This is a genomic window from Streptomyces sp. NBC_00207 (genome assembly GCF_045160965.1).
GTDB lineage: Bacteria > Actinomycetota > Actinomycetes > Streptomycetales > Streptomycetaceae > Streptomyces.
Genome location: NZ_CP130715.1, coordinates 7,057,827 through 7,073,114, shown reverse-complemented (window position 1 = coordinate 7,073,114; position 15,288 = coordinate 7,057,827). Strand labels below are relative to the sequence as shown.

Here is a 15,288-nt window from a genome sequence, read left to right as displayed (position 1 = left end):
GCGAGGGGATGCCGGCCGAGAACCCGCGGGTGCTCCAGGAGCGGTACTGGCTGGACGAGTCCTGGGAGGAGAACGAGGGAACCACCTGCTGGTCGGCGTTCGACCAGCAGGACCGGGCGGAGGTGTTCGTCCAGCAGCTGCGGCCGCGGACCGCGTGGCCGCAGCCCCCGGCGAAGCCGAAACCGCCGTCGAAGGCCGCGGCGAAGGCGGGATCCAAGACGGACCCGGACAAGGCTCAGGTCGCGGTCCCCGGTGACCTGCCGCGCCAGGTGCGCCGGGTACACGGCCCGCACGGCTCCCATCTGCTGTCCGTCCACGCCGTGTTCGAGCAGCACGGCTCGCTGTGGGTGGTCATGGACCCCGTCCAGCCCTTCACCCTGCACCAGTTGTTGAAGGAACAGGGCAAGCTCGGGGGCACGGAGGCCGCGTACCTCGGGCTCGAGATGGCGACCGCCCTCCAGGAGCTGCACGACGCCGGCGTCGTGCACGGCCGGCTCGACCCCCACGACGTGTTCTTCCGCGACGACCGCACCCTGGCCCTGGCCGGTTACGGGCTGACCCCGTCCCCGCACGACGAGCAGGGGCCGTGGGTCCGGCCGTGGCGCCCGGACTCCCGTTACACCGCGCCCGAGATGGCGGACCGGAAGGCCGAGCGGCCTCCGCTCCCGACCCGGTCCGCAGACCTGTGGGCCATGGGCATGGTCCTGTACGAGATCCTCTCGGGCCGTCGCAGCCTGCTGTACGGGCCGCTGCGGAGGTTCCGCTGGGTCCGCACGGTGCACGACGCCCGCCCGCCCAGGCTCGCCGGCGAGCCCGAGCTCACCCTGCTGCTGGCGCTGCTGCTCTCCCCGCACCCCGGGGCCCGGACCTCCGCCGCCCCGGCCGTGGTCACGCTCCGGCGGCTCGCCCGGGAGCACCGGCCGCTGGCGGGCGGGCACTGGGCCGTCGCGAACCGTCCGCCGCGCTCGGCCTGGGAAAGGGTGCGCGAACATCTCGTACGCATGTTCACAGCCGCCACCAGCCGGGCCATGGCCGGCTTCCTGACGGGCGTGCTCGTCACGCTGGTGACCCTCTTCGGCTGGCACCTGGTGACCCGCCCCTCGAACGCCGACCCGGCGGCCTCCCTCCTGTCCGGGCTGGGGTTCGGCGTCGCGTACGGGGCGGTCATGGTGGCGTCGAAGGCGAGCTGGCACTGTCTGGCCCTGTGGCGCGCCAGACCGGCCCGCTGGCCCTGGCGGTCCCGGGACCCGGACGCCTACGTCCCGGCTTCCGCCGCCCTCCGGGCCGCCGCCTCCCCTCCACCGGCCGCCCCGGTCTCCGCCGTCTCCCCACCGCCGCCGGCAGCCTTGGGTGAACTCCCCGCCTGCACCCCCCGGTTGAGGATGCGCGGCGGACCCGTCCAGCCGGGCCGGGCCGTCCGGCTGGAGTTCAGCCTCGACGTGCCGGCCGGGCATCCCTGGTACCGGGCCGCCGGAGACACCCGGGACCCTGCCGAGCTGATGCTGGTGGCGTCGGCGCGCTCGGGCGGATCGACGCTCGTGCCTCCGTGTGCCGGCTACCGCGTGCAGGACCCCGAAGGGGGGCCCGCCGCCTTCACGTTCACCGCGCACGCTGCAGGCCCCCACACGCTGCGGATCACGGTCTACGACCGGGTGCACGGCGTGGTCCTCCAGGAACTGAACGCGACCCTGGAGAGCGCGGAGCCGGCCGTCCTCGGCTCCGCTCGGCACGAAGGACCGGAGTTCTGAACCGTTGAACCTCGATACCCGAGCGACCGGAGAGGCCGACGAGGCAGAAGAGATCGCCCTCTCGGCACCGCAGGACCCCAGCCGGCGCTACCGGCTGCTGGCGGAAGCCCCGGCCTGCGGGCCACGGGAGCTCACCGTCTGCATCCGCTGCCCGTCCGAAGCGGTGACCACCATCGTCCTGTGGGGCGATCCGGAGGTACTGCCACAGCCCCGCACCAGCTCGTGCTACGCCGTCCTGGAGACGGACGCCGAGGAGCTCAGGACACTGTCCGCCCGCCTCATATCCCGCTGGCAGGAGTTCGTCGCGTACCAGCCCTCCCTGCGGCAGGGGCCTCTGGACGTCAAGCCGTACACCCACCTCGCCGATCTCAGCGGCCGTCCGGCCGTCGAGGTGACGGCGCAGGTGACCGAGCTGGCCTGGGAGGGGCAGTACCTGCTGGACGAGCTGCTCGCCGGGGACGGCCGGGAGCTGGCGGAGGTGCGGCGCCGGCTGCTGGAGGTGCTCGGGCTCCGGGACCTGCGGATCCGCTTCGACTCCGATCTGGACATCCCATGGCCCCTGCTGGCCGTCGGCGCCGGCCCCCCTGCCACCGGCGGGCCTCCCGGCGGGGACCCCTTCGCCACCTTCCTCGGGCACCGGCATCAGATCGAGGCGGGCGCGGACGCCTATCCGACCGCCTACTGGTACGTGTCCGGCCGCACCCGTCCCGCCTCCAGCATCCAGTGGGACGAGGAGCTGACGGGCACGCCGCTCGCCACCGACGTGCACAAACTCCTCGACGACCGGACGGAGCTGACCGAACGGATCCATGGCACCGAACTGCTGGCGGCCCTGAACCAGCCCGTCCTCGACGAGGACCTGATGTACTTCTTCTGCCACGGCGAGTACGCCCGGCAGGGGGACCGGACCTGGCGGAACCTGCGGCTCAGCGACCCGGTGCCGATCGACGCCTCGATGGTGGACCGGTACCGCAAGCGGCACACCGAGGCCAACGCCCGGGACGCCACGCCGTGCCTGTTCCACCCGATGGTCCTGCTCAACGTCTGCTTCGCCGGCGGGCCGGCGACCGCGGGCTACGCGGGCATCGCGGCCGCCTTCGTCAAGCACGGGGCGCTCGGCGTCCTCGCGCCGCACATCGCCATGCCCCAGGTCTTCGGCGCCGAGTTCGCCCTCCGGTTCCTGACCCGGTACGTGGTCGAGGGCCTGCCCGCCGGGCGGGCCGTGCTCGAGACCGTGCGCTGGTTCGCCGCCGAGTACCGCAACCCGCTCGCCCTGACGTACAGCCTCGTCTGCGGGCTCGACAGCCGCCTGTTCACCGATCCCCAGGAAGGACCGACGACTCCATGAGCTCACGACGGCCGCGCCCGTTCACCCTCCGACCGGCCCGGAAGGCGGCCCCCGCGCCGGCGCCGGACGCCCTGACGACGATCGACCTCGACGAGGACGGGTGGCTGGTCTCGGCCGCCACGGGGCGGCCCGTGCGCCCGGACCGGCTGGCCCGGTACCTCGCCGACCGGCTGAACCCGCCGTCCTGGGCCACCGACGTCATCGTGTACGTACACGGCTGGCGGACGAGCCCGGCCTCCGCCGCCCGCAGCGCCCAGCGCCTGCTCACCCTGATGGACCGGCAGCGCGCGGCCCGCACGGCGCTCTACCCGCGGCTGTCCGGCCGCTACGCGCCGTGGACCGTCGTCGTGCGCTGGCCATCGTCGTCCAAGCTCACCAAGGGCGGCTACGAGGAGGTCCGCGAGCGGGCCCATGCGATGAGCGCCGCGGGCACCGGCTACGCCCCCCACGTGCTCGGCCACCTGCTGGGCTACCTGCACGCCGAGCGGGGCGATCCGGCCGACCGGACCCTGCGCAACCGCAACGGCCAGTACCTGCACCTGGTGGGCCATTCCTTCGGCGGGCGGTTCCTGTGCGAGGCGGTGACCTGGGCTGCGGACGCGGCGAAGGGCGACACGCTCGGCTGGAGCACCGCCACCCATCCCTCGCGCCCCTTCACCGTGGACTCGCTGACGGTCTTCCAGATGGCCGCGCCCACGGCCGCCTTCGACTCGCTCTTCGCGCGTCTGCGCCCGGGCCCGCACGGGCACACCTCGCCGGTCGGCGGGCCCCTGGTGTTCACCCACTCTCGCCACGACCGGGCCACGGGCTTCTGGCACCTGCTCGGCGAGGGCAGGTCCGGCATCGGGCACTCGGGGATGCGCCTGTCCCGCGCCGGCGACGCCCTCGCGCCCAACGACGTGTGGACCACCCGGCTGCTGCGCGCCGACACGCCGTATCCGCATCAGTCACTGGACCACGCCTTCGTCAACATCGACGCGAGCTGGCGGTACCGGAGCACCCGGATCAACCCGGTCGGCGCGCATTCCGACTTCTACCACCCGGAGTCGGCGCATCTGCTGCTCAGTCTGGCCGAGCACTCGCGGCCGGAGCTGCCGTAGCCCGGGCCCCGAACAGTTCCGCGAAGGCCTCCGCCGCGCCGGTCAGCGGGACCCTGGAGAAGACCGCCAGGGACCGGTGCCACGGCGGGTCCAGGGAGAGCAGGACGCAGTCCTCGCCGACGGCGCCCCGGACCATGTGGGCCGGGGCCATGACCACGCCCACCCCGGCGGCCGCCATCCGTACGGCCGTCGAGGTGTGCTCCGTGCGCAGCACCGTGCGCGGGGTGAAGCCGACCGCGCCGCACGCCCGGTCCAGGACGAGGACACCGTCGACCAGCGGTTCCATCGCACAGCGGATCCAGTCGCGGTCGGCGAGCTCGCCGAGGCGGACGCTCCCCCGCCCGGCCAGCGGCTCGTCGAAGGGGACGACGATGACCAGCTCCTCGCGGCCGATCCGCAGCAGCGGCCCCATCCACTCCGCGGGCTCCGGGCCCACCGCGAGGTCGGCGACGCCCCGCTCCAGCTGCTCCTCCAGCGCTTCGGTGGAACCGTATTCCCGGATCACCAGGGACACCCCCGGGTGCAGTGCCCGCCAGCGGGCGGCGATGCCCGGGAGCAGGCCGACGGCCAGGGCGTGCACGGTGGCGATGTGCAGTTCGCCACCTGCCACACCGGCGGCGGCGCGGGCCGCCCGCTCGGCCTGGCGGGCACTGCGGACGGCGAGCTGCGCGTGCGGGAGGAAGGCGCGGCCCATGGGCGTGAGCCGGACCCCGCGCGGCATGCGCTCCAGCAGGGCGCCGCCGACGGACCGCTCCAGGGCCTTGACCTGGTGGGACAGGGCGGGCTGGGTGACGTGCAGGGTTTCCGCGGCGCGGGTGAAGGAGGACTCCTCCACGACGGCGAGGAAGTACTCCATCTGGCGCAGGCTCATGAGCCGGAAGCATAAAGAGCGTGCATGGCACCCAGAAGATCATTTCCTTGGACGTGACGCAACGGGCGGTCCAGGCTGGGCACATGACCAACGACGTGACCAACGACAGCACCGGCACCGTGGACGTGATCGTGATCGGTGGCGGCACCGGAGGATACAGCACCGCCCTGCGCGCCGCGGCCCTCGGCCTGACCGTCCTGCTCGCCGAACGCGACAAGGTCGGCGGGACCTGCCTGCACCGCGGCTGCATCCCCAGCAAGGCCATGCTGCACGCCGCCGAACTCGTCGACGGCATAGCCGAGGCACGCGAGCGCTGGGGCGTCCGGGCGAGCGTGGAGTCGGTCGACTGGTCGGCCCTGACGGCCACCAGGGACGACATCGTCTCCCGCAATCACAAGGGCGTGGAGGGGCATTTGGAGCACGCCGGGGTCCGTGTGGTGCGCAGCGGCGCACGGTTGACCGGCCCGCGTTCCGTCCGCACCGAGGACGGACGGGAGTTCACCGCGACCCGCGGGATCGTCCTGGCCACCGGGTCCCGGCCGCGGGTCCTGCCGGGGCTGGAGCCCGACGGGGCCACGGTGGTCACGAGCGACGACGCGCTGTTCGCCCCCGGGCTGCCCGCTTCGGTCCTGGTGCTGGGCGGCGGGGCGATCGGGGTGGAGTACGCGTCCTTCCACCGCTCCATGGGCGCCGAGGTGACCCTGGTCGAGGCGGCGGACCGGCTGGTCCCGCTGGAGGACGCGGACGTCTCCCGGCACCTGGCGCGGGGCCTGAAGAAGCGCGGCATCGACGTGCAGACCGGGGCCCGGCTGGAGGGGGCGACCGTGGCGGGCGGAACCGTGAAGGCCATCGTGCGGACCGCGCGCGGCGAGCTCCGCGAGCTGACGGCCGAGCGGCTGCTGGTGGCGGTCGGTCGGGTCCCGGTCACCGACGGGCTGGACCTGGCGGCGGCCGGACTGGCCACCGACGAACGGGGGTTCGTGGCGCCGGCCGACTGGTCCCGGCTGGAGACCGCCGTCCCGGGGATCCACGTCGTCGGCGACCTGCTGCCGCCGCCCTCGCTCGGGCTGGCGCACGCCTCCTTCGCGGAGGGCCTGCTGGTCGCCGAGACCCTGGCCGGGGTGGCGAGCCCACCGGTGGACTACGCCGCGGTGCCGCGGGTGACGTACTCGGCGCCGCAGACCGCCGCCGTCGGGCTGACGGAGGCGCAGGCGCGCGAGGCCGCGTACGACGTGGTGGTGAACACGATGCCGCTGACCGCCGTCGCGAAGGGCATGGTGCACGGGCAGGGGGGCACGGTGAAGGTGGTCGCGGAGCGGGGCGGGCGGGTACTCGGCGTACACCTGGTGGGGCCGCACGTGTCGGAGATGATCGCGGAGAGCCAGCTGATCGTGGGCTGGGACGCCGAGCCGTCCGACGTGGCCCGCCACGTCCACGCCCACCCGACCCTCTCGGAGGCCGTGGGCGAAGCCTTCCTGTCCCTGGCGGGCCGCGGCCTGCACCAGCAGTAGCCGGGTCCGGGGAACTGCGTGGCCTGCGGAGCAGTAGGCGGCGGGCCCGGCGGGCATGGCATCACTTGTGACTCTCCTCCGTGACATGTGCTACCCCACGCCGCGCGAACTCGGGCTGGCCGCCCGCGCACTGGCGGACGAACATCCCGGCGAGGTCCGGCTCCGCCAGGCCGGCACCTCCCGGGCCGGGCAGCCGCTCTGGGTCCTGTCCGTCGCAGCCGTCGGGCCGGTCACCCACACCCCCACCCGCAACGTCCTCGTCGTCGCCGGGGCGCACGCCAACGAGCCGGTCGGCGGCGCCACCGCCCTCTCGCTCGCCCGGCGCCTCCTGCACGAGCCGGCGCCGCGGGCCGGCTGCGGCTGGCACTTCCTGCTCTGCGCGGACCCGGACGGCGCGGACCTGCACCGCACGCCCCGCCCGTACTCGCTCCTGGACTACCACCGGAGCTTCTTCCGGCCGCCCGGCCCCGAACAGCCCGAGTGGGCGCCGTCTTTACTGCCCCCGGACCGGCTGCCCCCGGAGACCCTGGCCCTGACCGCGCTCATCGACGAGCTCCGGCCCGTACTCCAGGTCTCGCTGCACGCCACCGATCTCGGCGGCTCCTGGGTCCAGCTCACCCGGGACATACCCGGCCTCGCCGAGCCCTTCGCCAAATCGGCCGCCGAGCTGCGCATCCCGGTGGAGAACGGGGCCTCGGACGCCGCCGGCTGGCCCTCCCCCGGCCCCGGGATCTTCGTGATCCCGCAGCCCGGGAGCGAGGCCGCCGGGGCCTTCCACCCGGAGGACACCCGGCTCAGCACCTGGTACCACGCCCACCGGTACGCGGGCACCACCGCGATCGTCGAAGTCCCCATGTGGGCCTCCGACCTGGTGGACGACCCGGCTCCGCACCCCGACCCGCGCGGCGCCCTGCGGATGCTGGCCGGGAGGCTGACGGCGGACGCCGCGCTCGTCTCCGGGGTACGGGACCTGATCCGCCCGGGTCCGCCGCCGTACGAGGACCGGGCCACGGCTCCGCTGCTGCGCGCCGTGGACTGGACGCTCGCGCTGATCCCCCGGATCGCCGTCGAGTGGACCGGCGCCGGGGCCCCCACGGAGGCCACGGCGGCGTACATCGCCAGCATCGACGCCTTCGGGCGGCGGCTGTCGCTGCGCGCCGCCGCGATGCTGCTGCGGGTGCTGCGCGCGCAGGGGCATCCGGCGGCGCCCGGGCTGGACCGGCTGGTCGCGGGGTGGTGCGAGGACTTCGCGGCCCGCTTCGGGGCCCGCTGGGTCCCGGTGGCCACCCAGGTGGAACACCAGTCCCGGACCGTCCTGGCCACCTACGAGCGCCTCCTGGCGGCCGACCGGTCCCCCTAGGCCGTCAGGAGGCCGGGCCGTCAGGCGGTGGGTTCCACGGGCAGGGCGTAGCGGCGCTTCGGGAAACCGGTGGCGCCGAGCCGGTCGTAGAAGCGGATCGCGCCCTCGTTCCAGTCGGGGGTCTGCCACTGGACCTGTTCGAGGCCGAGCTCGCGGGCCAGTTCCCGCACCCCGTCCATCAGGGCGGCGCCGAGGCCGTGCCCGCGCGCCTCCTGCGCCAGGTAGAGGCAGTCCATGTGCAGGTAGTGGCGGGCGTCCCAGAACGCGAACTCGGCGGAGCAGGCGGCGTATCCGGCGACCGCGCCGCCGGGGGTCTCGGCGAGCAGCACCCACAGCCGGGCGTCCTCGGCGAACAGCTGCGGGCCGAGGCGCTCGGCGAGGCCCGGCGGGCGCGGCGCCGACCTCTCGTACGCGACGTGCTCGTGGACGAGCTCGACCAGGCGGGGGAGGTCCCCGACGCGTGCACGGCGGATGACGGGCATGTGTTCCATGCCCGCCATCCTGCGCGGTGGCTCCCGCCGGCGGTCCGGCGGGTCCCGGTCCCGCTCTGGCCCGCTGCGGTCACAGCACTGGATCCGGCAGGAACGCCCGGCAGCGACCGGCACCCTCCTGCCGGTCCGGACGGGCCGATCTGCCTGCCTGAGGCCCCCGTAACCGGAAGGGCTTCGCCCGCCCGCCCCAGGGGTAAGGGGAGCGGACACCGGTGCGACGGGGGCCGCGGCGCGGAGGACGGGGTGACGGGGTGCGGAAACGGACAGGGGTGCGGGCGTCGGCGGGGCCGCGGGGCACGGGATGACGGCTCCGGGCCCGGGACCCGCCGCGGGCATGGTGACCCGGGTGCGTGCGGCCCTGGCCGGGGCCGGGGGCGTGCTGGGGATCCTGATCGGGATCTACGCCGATGAGGCCCGCGCCGTGCTCGCCTGGGCCGGGGCGCATGCCGTCGCGCCGGGTGGTGTCGCGCTCCTCGCCGCGGGCGCCGGTTTCGGCCTCGGGTGGTGGGGCGGCAGCAGGGCGGGTTCGGGCGGCCGGGAAGCGGGGCCGGTGGTGGTCGAGGGTTCCTTCGAGATCAGTGCGGACGACTTCGACGTGGACCTGCCGGCGGACCACATGGTCTTCGGGCGCCGGCTGCGCTACCTGGAGCGGGCCACGCCTTCGCGTGACCTGGTGGTCCTGCTGCACGGTCTGGGCACGGACGCCTCGGAGTTCCGCCCGTACATGGCCTCGGCCCGGCCGCACACCGTCGCGTTGACGGCGTTCGGTCACCATCCGGAAGAGGCGCGGGACGCGCGCTACCGGCCGATCGGCCTGGCCACGCACACCGAGTTGATCGAGGGCGCCATCAGGGCCCTCGCCCGGCGCCACCCCGGCAAGCGGCTCGTGCTCGTGGGGTTCTCGTACGGGGCGGACACGGTGCTGCGCCTGGCCGAGCGGTGGGCGGAGCGTCCGGAGCAGCGGCCCGCGCTCGCGGGGGTGTTGCTGTTGGATCCGAACATGAACCGGTCCACTCTCCCCGTCACCCGGGCCCTGGCCGGGCTGGACCTGTCCGATCCGGCGGCGGCGTTGCGCGGGATCGTGGCGGGGACCCGGGACCTGGACTCCTTCGCGAACTTCTGCGACTACCTGCACCGGATCGCCGGGAAGGACCTGGCGCAGGTGTGCCGGCAGGCGGGCGAGGTGTGGGAGGACGCGGAGGAGGTGGGGTCCTACGAGCGGTTCGTGCGCCGGTGCGAGCGGCTGCGGTCGGTGTGCGGGGGCCCGGTGCGGATCCATTTCTCCACGCGCTTCGAGACGCATTTCAACGATCTGGTCGCGCACGCGCGGCGGCACGGCGTGCGGGGGTTGTTCGACCTGCGGCGGACCGATCACTTCGCGTTGTGCACGGAGACCACGCTGCGGCCCCAGGTGGAGGCGCTGGTGGCGGGTTCTCCGGCCCCCGCTCCCGAGGGGTGACCGGCACAACGGCCAACCCGGCGAACCCTCCCGGTCACGGCACTAACTCGCCGAGAGCCGGAAGGTCATCTTCCCGAAGCTGACCTGGTCCCCGGCGCGGACCACGGCGGAGCCGGTCACCCGGCGCCCGTTGACCGAGGTCCCGTTGGTGGAGCCGAGGTCCTTCAGCACCCACATCCCGTCGCGCAGGCTCAGTTCCGCGTGCGCCCGGGAGACGGTCTCGTGGCTGAGCCGCAGTCCGTTGCCGGGGTCGCGGCCGATCCGCAGGACGGCCGCGCTCGGATGCGGGAGCAGCAGCTTGGGCAGCTTCTCGGCGGCCCAGGCGTGCCGGATGCCGACGGAGACGGCCGAGACCCGGCCGACCCAGCCGAACAGCCGACGGCTCCACGGGCTTTCGGCGGCGTCCCGGGCCTGGAGGTCGGCCGTGAGGACGGCGAGCTCCTCGGAGCGGCGGGCGACCAGGGCGAGTTCCATCCGGCGCAGGAAGGTGTCGTGGGACAGCTTGCCGAGGGCAGCGCCCTCTCTGAGCTGGCCCAGCGCCCGGTCGCGCTCGGCGTCGGACAGCCGCGGCGCGGGGTAGGCGGGGATTTCGAAACTCGACGTCACAGGGTGATTGTCGGCCCGTCGGGGCCGGAGTGTCCAGAACTCCCCCGCCACGCCCGGAATGATGGGCAGGATACGCATGCCGGCCACCGCCGCTGACGAGGGGACCGTCCGTTGCAGTTCGAGGTGTGGGCACCGCAGACAGGTCATGTCGCCATGCGACTCGACGGGGCGACGTACGCGATGGAGCGCGATCCGGACCGGGCCGGCTGGTGGACCGTGGAGGCCCCGGCCGGCGAAGGGAGCCGCTACGGGTTCCTGTTGGACGGGGACACGGTCCCGCGGCCCGATCCGCGCGGGCGGCGGCTGCCGGACGGCCCCGACGGGCTGTCGGCCGTGGTCGACTTCGAGGCCCTGGTCCAGGCCGCGGCCGCGCCGGTCCCGCCGCCGCACACCCGGCTCCAGGACGCGGTCCTGTACGAGCTGCACATCGGCACCTTCACGCCCGAGGGGACCTTCGACGCGGCCGCCGCCCGCCTCGGGCACCTGACCGCCCTCGGCGTGACGCACGTGGAGCTGATGCCGGTCTGCTCCTTCCCCGGCCGGCACGGCTGGGGGTACGACGGGGTGGCGCCCTGGGCCGTGCACGAGCCGTACGGCGGACCGGCCGGGCTGGTCCGGTTCGTGGAGGCGGCCCACGCCGCCGGGCTGGGCGTGGTGCTGGACGTGGTCCACAACCACCTCGGCCCCTCCGGCAACCACCTGCCCGCCTTCGGCCCGTACTTCACCGACACCCACCACACGCCCTGGGGAGCGGCGGTGAACCTGGACGCGCCCGGCTCCGACGAGGTGCGCGCGTACCTCGTGGGCAGCGCGCTGGCCTGGCTGCGCGACTACGGGATCGACGGACTGCGGCTCGACGCCGTGCACGCGCTCGCGGACGGGCGGGCGCTGACCTTCCTGGAGGAACTGTCCGAGGCCGTCGACGCGCTGGCCGCGGACACCGGCCGGCCGCTGTTCCTGATCGCCGAGTCCGACCGGTGCGACCCCCGCACGACCACCCCGCGCTCCGCCGGCGGCCTGGGCCTGCACGCCCAGTGGAACGACGACTTCCACCACGCCCTGCACTGTGCGCTGACCGGTGAATCCCAGGCGTACTACGCGGACTTCGCCGAGGCCCCGCTGGCCGCCCTCGCCAAGACCCTGACCCGGGCCTTCTTCCACGACGGGACCTGGTCCTCCTTCCGCGGCCGCACCCACGGCAGGCCGGTGGACCGCCGCCGGATCCCCGCCCACCGCTTCCTCGGCTACTCCCAGACACACGACCAGATCGGCAACCGGGCCCTGGGCGACCGGCTCTCGGCCTCCCTCTCCCCCGGCCTGCTGGCGTGCGCCGCGACGGTGGCGCTGACCGGGCCGTTCGTGCCGATGCTGTTCATGGGCGAGGAGTGGGGGGCGCGGACCCCGTGGCAGTACTTCACCGACCACCCCGACCCGGAGCTGGCCGAGGCCGTACGGACCGGTAGGCGCCGGGAGTTCACGGCGCACGGCTGGAAGGCCGAAGAGGTTCCCGATCCGCAGGACCCGGCGACCCGCGACCGCTCCTGCCTGGACTGGTCGGAGCCGGAACAGGTCGTCCACGCCCGCCTGTTGGAGTGGTACCGCACCCTGGTCTCGCTCCGCCGCAGCCACCCGGACCTGCGCGACCCGGACCTGGCGTCGGTCCGGGTCGCCCACGACGAGGAGCGCCGCTGGATCACCTTCCGGCGGGGGGACGTACGCGTCGCCGTGAACCTCTCCCCGGAACCGGTGACGATCGCGCTGGGCCGCAACGGGGTGCGGGTGCTGGCCGCCTGGGATCCCCTCGAACACCCGGGCCCCGACGGCCGGATCCACGTACCCGGCGAATCGGCGGTCGTGCTGGGGCCGTGAGGCCGCGGTCGCCGTGGTCCACCGGGCGGGGCTACTCGACGACCGCCAGCTCGCGCGGGGCGTTGTTGAGGCGGCGCCCGCCCTCCCCGGTGACGGTCACGATGTCCTCGATGCGGACGCCGAACCGGCCCGGCAGGTAGATGCCCGGCTCCACGGAGAAGCACATGCCGGGGACCAGGGGCTGCTCCTCGCCCTCGACCATGTACGGAGGCTCGTGGGTGGTGACGCCGATGCCGTGGCCGGTGCGGTGGATGAAGCGGTCCCCGTACCCGAACTCGGTGATCACCGCGCGGGCCGCCCGGTCCACCTCCTGGCAGGAGACCCCGGGGCGGACCGCCGCCACGCCCGCCTGCTGGGCCTCGCGGACGATGTCGTGGACCCGCTGCTCCTCGGCCGTGGGCTCGCCCACGTGCACGGTGCGGGAGATGTCGGAGCCGTAGCCGAACCGCAGGCCGCCGAAGTCGAGGACCACCATGTCGCCGCGGCGGATGACCCGGTCGCCGGCCTCGTGGTGCGGGTTGGCCCCGTTGGGGCCGGAGCCGACGACGGTGAAGTCGACCTGGGAGTGGCCGTGGGCGCGCAGCAGGGCGGCCAGGTCGGCGGCGACGTCGGTCTCGCGGCGGTCGGCGAAGGGGAGGTGGAGGATCTGCGCGTAGGCGGCGTCGGCGGCGGCTCCCGCCGCGGCGAGGCGCTCCAGCTCCCGCTCGTCCTTCACGGCGCGCAGCATGGGCAGGCAGTCGGTGAGCGGCGCGTAGGAGGTCTGCGGCAACTCCCGCTGGAGGCCGAGAAGATGCAGGGCCCAGGTGTTGTCGCTCACCCCGAACCGCCCGGTCGGCCCCAGCAGCGGGGCGGTCACGGCGTACGGGTTCTTCCCGTCGGCCCAGTCCCGCAGGGTCAGCGCGGTGGCGCCCGGGGCCTGTTCCGCGTCGGGTGCCTCCAGCGCGGGCACGATGAGCACCGGGTCCTGGCCGGCGGCCAGGACGAGCAGGGTCAGCCGCTCGGTCTCGGCGGTGGGCCGGTATCCGGTGAGGTGCGTGAGGTCGGGCCCGGGAGCGATCAGCAGTCCGGCCAGTCCGGCGTCGGCGGCGGTCTGTGCGGCCGCGGCCATCCGGGCGGCGTAGTCGTCGGCCGTGAAGGGTGCCGGGGCTTGGGATGCGGCGTCACGTGTCATGCGGGTGATCCTGCCGTGAGCCGGGCGGCGAGGGCGATGGCCGCGCCGGTCGGGGTGCCGGGCGTGAGCAGTTCCGTACGGTGCACCAGGCGCGGGGCGGACAGCGGTACGGCGACCCCCGCGCGGGCGGCCTCGGCGACCCGGCGGGGCAGCAGTGCGAGGCCGTGCCCGGCCGCGGCGAGGGCGCAGAGGGCGTGCAGGTCGGTGCCGTCGTAGCGGACGGAGGCGCGGGCGGTGGCGAGCGGCAGCCCCACGCCGGGGGCGTCGAGCCAGCGCGCGTCGGCGAGGTCGTCCAGCCGGAGCGCCGTCCGCCCGGCGAAGGGGTGCCCGGCGGGCAGCAGCACGGCCAGTTCCTCCTCCGCCACCCCGGTCACCGTGAGGGGTGCCACGTCGGGCAGCCGCAGCGGGTCGCTGGGCGCGGCCGGGCCGTCGACGAGGCCGAGGTCGCAGCCCCCGGTGGCGACGGCGGCGGGCACCTCGGCCGGGGGCAGCACCTTCAGGGTGACGCCGGTGGCGGGCAGGGCCGCGAGCAGCCGGGGCCCGACGGCGAGCGGGGAGGCGGCCAGGGTGACCCGGCCGGGCGGGGCGGCGGTCAGCCGCAGTACGTCGGCCCGTGCGGCGTCGAGTCGCAGGAGCAGCGGCCCCGCATGCTCCAGCAGCCGCGCCCCGGCCGCGGTCGGCGCGACGGGCCGGCGGGTGAGCAGCTCGGCGCGCAGGTCCCCTTCGAGGGCGGCGATGTGCTGGGAGACGGCGGACTGGGTGTAGCCCAGCTCGCGGGCGGCGGCGGAGAAGGAGGAGAGCCGGGCCACGGCGACGAAGGTGCGGAGGAGGTGCGGGTCCATGGTCATCAGGATCACTGATGGAAGGTGCAGGAACAATCGTTGGCGCTGAACGGCCACCCCGCCGCAGGATGATCCACATGACCACCGCACAGGCTGCACAGACCGCACAAATCTCGCAGAGCACGCAGACCACACCGGCGGCGCGGATCGCGCTCGTCGGCGACCGCTCCCCGCACGTGAAGTCCCACACCCGGATCCCGCTCCTCCTCGACGCCCTGGCCTCCCGCGACGGGCTCGTCCTCGACGCGTACTGGATCCCCACCGGCGACGCCGAGGCCGAGGCCACCGCAGGGACCCTGGCCCGCTTCGACGCCGTGTGGGTGCTGCCCGGGAGCCCCTACGCGAGCGAGGCCGGGGCACTGGCCGCGATCCGGGTGGCCCGCGAGGAGGGCATCCCCTTCCTCGGGACCTGCGGCGGCTTCCAGCACACCCTGCTGGAGTACGCCCGGACGGTCTGCGGGCTGGCGGCCGCCGCGCACGCCGAGAACGACCCGGGGGCGGCGGACCCGCTGATCGCGCCGCTCGCCTGTTCGCTGGTCGGGCACGAGGGTCTCGTACGGGCCGAGCCCGGCTCGCTCGCCGAGGCCGCGATCGGCGCGGAGCGGTCGATGGAGCGCTACCACTGCAACTACGGACCCGCGCCCCGGCACCTGCCGACGCTCACCGCGCACGGGCTGCGGCTGTCGGGGCACGACGAGGAGGGCCAGGCCCGCATCGCGGAGCTGCCCGGGCACCCGTTCTTCCTGGCCACGCTGTTCCAGCCGGAGCTGCACGGGGACGTGACGCGGCCGCACCCGATCGTCCGGGCCCTCGCCGCGGCGGCCGTCGCGCACGCCGGCGGCCGCCGGGGCGGGGTGGCGGCCCGGCTCGCGGCCACCCTGGCCGCCAGCCGCTCGGCGGGATAACGCGTCG

Annotated in this window: 13 protein-coding genes; 8 read left to right on the top strand and 5 right to left on the bottom strand. The window is 74.8% G+C overall.

Annotation, left to right across the window (positions count from 1 at the left end; translation table 11 throughout):
- Nucleotides 1-8 precede the first annotated feature (8 nt).
- The 3 genes from OG472_RS33030 to OG472_RS33020 are packed head-to-tail and all read left to right on the top strand — an operon-like array spanning nt 9 to nt 4,196.
- Nucleotides 9-1,748: a protein kinase domain-containing protein gene (locus tag OG472_RS33030; protein WP_405942333.1), complete on the top strand. Its 1,740-nt coding sequence runs from the start codon at nt 9-11 to the stop codon at nt 1,746-1,748.
- A 4-nt stretch (nt 1,749-1,752) separates the two neighbouring features.
- Complete coding sequence (locus tag OG472_RS33025; RefSeq protein WP_405942332.1) at nt 1,753-3,096, top strand: hypothetical protein; 1,344 nt, start codon at nt 1,753-1,755, stop codon at nt 3,094-3,096.
- The gene (locus tag OG472_RS33020; protein ID WP_405942331.1) at nt 3,093-4,196 is read left to right on the top strand and encodes a hypothetical protein; all 1,104 of its coding nucleotides are present in this window, start codon (nt 3,093-3,095) and stop codon (nt 4,194-4,196) included. The genes OG472_RS33025 and OG472_RS33020 overlap by 4 nt, the downstream gene beginning before the upstream one ends.
- Here the strand turns inward: OG472_RS33020 and OG472_RS33015 are convergent.
- Nucleotides 4,159-5,067: a LysR family transcriptional regulator gene (locus tag OG472_RS33015; RefSeq protein WP_405942330.1), complete on the bottom strand. Its 909-nt coding sequence runs from the start codon at nt 5,065-5,067 to the stop codon at nt 4,159-4,161. The two genes, OG472_RS33020 and OG472_RS33015, sit on opposite strands and share 38 nt — an antisense overlap.
- Before the next feature lie 83 nt (nt 5,068-5,150).
- Between OG472_RS33015 and lpdA the strand changes: the two genes are divergently transcribed.
- On the top strand, nt 5,151-6,578 hold the full coding sequence (lpdA, locus tag OG472_RS33010) for a dihydrolipoyl dehydrogenase (RefSeq protein WP_405832528.1): 1,428 nt from the start codon (nt 5,151-5,153) through the stop codon (nt 6,576-6,578).
- 85 nt (nt 6,579-6,663) lie between these two features.
- Nucleotides 6,664-7,938 carry a M14 family zinc carboxypeptidase gene (locus tag OG472_RS33005; protein ID WP_401613937.1) on the top strand — a complete coding sequence of 425 codons (1,275 nt, stop codon included), beginning with the start codon at nt 6,664-6,666 and terminating at the stop codon, nt 7,936-7,938.
- 20 nt (nt 7,939-7,958) lie between these two features.
- Here OG472_RS33005 and OG472_RS33000 read toward each other — a convergent pair whose 3' ends face one another.
- Nucleotides 7,959-8,429, bottom strand: coding sequence for a GNAT family N-acetyltransferase (locus OG472_RS33000; RefSeq protein WP_405942329.1), 471 nt, complete (start codon nt 8,427-8,429; stop codon nt 7,959-7,961).
- Between the two features lie 301 nt (nt 8,430-8,730).
- On the opposite strand from OG472_RS33000, the gene OG472_RS32995 reads away from it, so the two are divergent.
- Nucleotides 8,731-9,888, top strand: a complete 1,158-nt coding sequence (locus OG472_RS32995) for an alpha/beta fold hydrolase (RefSeq protein WP_405942328.1) — start codon at nt 8,731-8,733, stop codon at nt 9,886-9,888.
- Between the two features lie 42 nt (nt 9,889-9,930).
- On the opposite strand, the gene OG472_RS32990 is transcribed toward OG472_RS32995, so the two are convergent.
- Nucleotides 9,931-10,494 carry an FHA domain-containing protein gene (locus OG472_RS32990; RefSeq protein WP_401613933.1) on the bottom strand — a complete coding sequence of 188 codons (564 nt, stop codon included), beginning with the start codon at nt 10,492-10,494 and terminating at the stop codon, nt 9,931-9,933.
- Nucleotides 10,495-10,605: 111 nt separating this feature from the next.
- Here OG472_RS32990 and treZ point away from each other — a divergent pair, with 111 nt between their 5' ends.
- Nucleotides 10,606-12,363, top strand: coding sequence for a malto-oligosyltrehalose trehalohydrolase (treZ, locus tag OG472_RS32985; protein ID WP_405942327.1), 1,758 nt, complete (start codon nt 10,606-10,608; stop codon nt 12,361-12,363).
- A gap of 31 nt (nt 12,364-12,394) precedes the next feature.
- Here treZ and OG472_RS32980 read toward each other — a convergent pair whose 3' ends face one another.
- Nucleotides 12,395-13,534, bottom strand: a complete 1,140-nt coding sequence (locus tag OG472_RS32980) for a M24 family metallopeptidase (RefSeq protein WP_401613929.1) — start codon at nt 13,532-13,534, stop codon at nt 12,395-12,397.
- The gene (locus tag OG472_RS32975; protein WP_401613985.1) at nt 13,531-14,376 is read right to left on the bottom strand and encodes a LysR family transcriptional regulator; all 846 of its coding nucleotides are present in this window, start codon (nt 14,374-14,376) and stop codon (nt 13,531-13,533) included. The genes OG472_RS32980 and OG472_RS32975 overlap by 4 nt, the downstream gene beginning before the upstream one ends.
- A gap of 77 nt (nt 14,377-14,453) precedes the next feature.
- Here OG472_RS32975 and OG472_RS32970 point away from each other — a divergent pair, with 77 nt between their 5' ends.
- Nucleotides 14,454-15,281 carry a glutamine amidotransferase-related protein gene (locus OG472_RS32970; RefSeq protein WP_405832520.1) on the top strand — a complete coding sequence of 276 codons (828 nt, stop codon included), beginning with the start codon at nt 14,454-14,456 and terminating at the stop codon, nt 15,279-15,281.
- Nucleotides 15,282-15,288: the final 7 nt, after the last annotated feature.

What these genes read in the sequence shown, in the direction of transcription:
- OG472_RS33030 (WP_405942333.1), top strand. Translation starts at nt 9, where the DNA reads ATGCCGGCCGAGAACCCGCGGGTGCTCCAGGAGCGGTACTGGCTGGAC.
- OG472_RS33020 (WP_405942331.1), top strand. Translation starts at nt 3,093, where the DNA reads ATGAGCTCACGACGGCCGCGCCCGTTCACCCTCCGACCGGCCCGGAAG.
- OG472_RS33015 (WP_405942330.1), bottom strand. Translation starts at nt 5,067, where the DNA reads ATGAGCCTGCGCCAGATGGAGTACTTCCTCGCCGTCGTGGAGGAGTCC.
- lpdA (WP_405832528.1), top strand. Translation starts at nt 5,151, where the DNA reads ATGACCAACGACGTGACCAACGACAGCACCGGCACCGTGGACGTGATC.
- OG472_RS33005 (WP_401613937.1), top strand. Translation starts at nt 6,664, where the DNA reads ATGTGCTACCCCACGCCGCGCGAACTCGGGCTGGCCGCCCGCGCACTG.
- OG472_RS33000 (WP_405942329.1), bottom strand. Translation starts at nt 8,429, where the DNA reads ATGGAACACATGCCCGTCATCCGCCGTGCACGCGTCGGGGACCTCCCC.
- OG472_RS32995 (WP_405942328.1), top strand. Translation starts at nt 8,731, where the DNA reads ATGACGGCTCCGGGCCCGGGACCCGCCGCGGGCATGGTGACCCGGGTG.
- OG472_RS32980 (WP_401613929.1), bottom strand. Translation starts at nt 13,534, where the DNA reads ATGACACGTGACGCCGCATCCCAAGCCCCGGCACCCTTCACGGCCGAC.
- OG472_RS32975 (WP_401613985.1), bottom strand. Translation starts at nt 14,376, where the DNA reads ATGGACCCGCACCTCCTCCGCACCTTCGTCGCCGTGGCCCGGCTCTCC.
- OG472_RS32970 (WP_405832520.1), top strand. Translation starts at nt 14,454, where the DNA reads ATGACCACCGCACAGGCTGCACAGACCGCACAAATCTCGCAGAGCACG.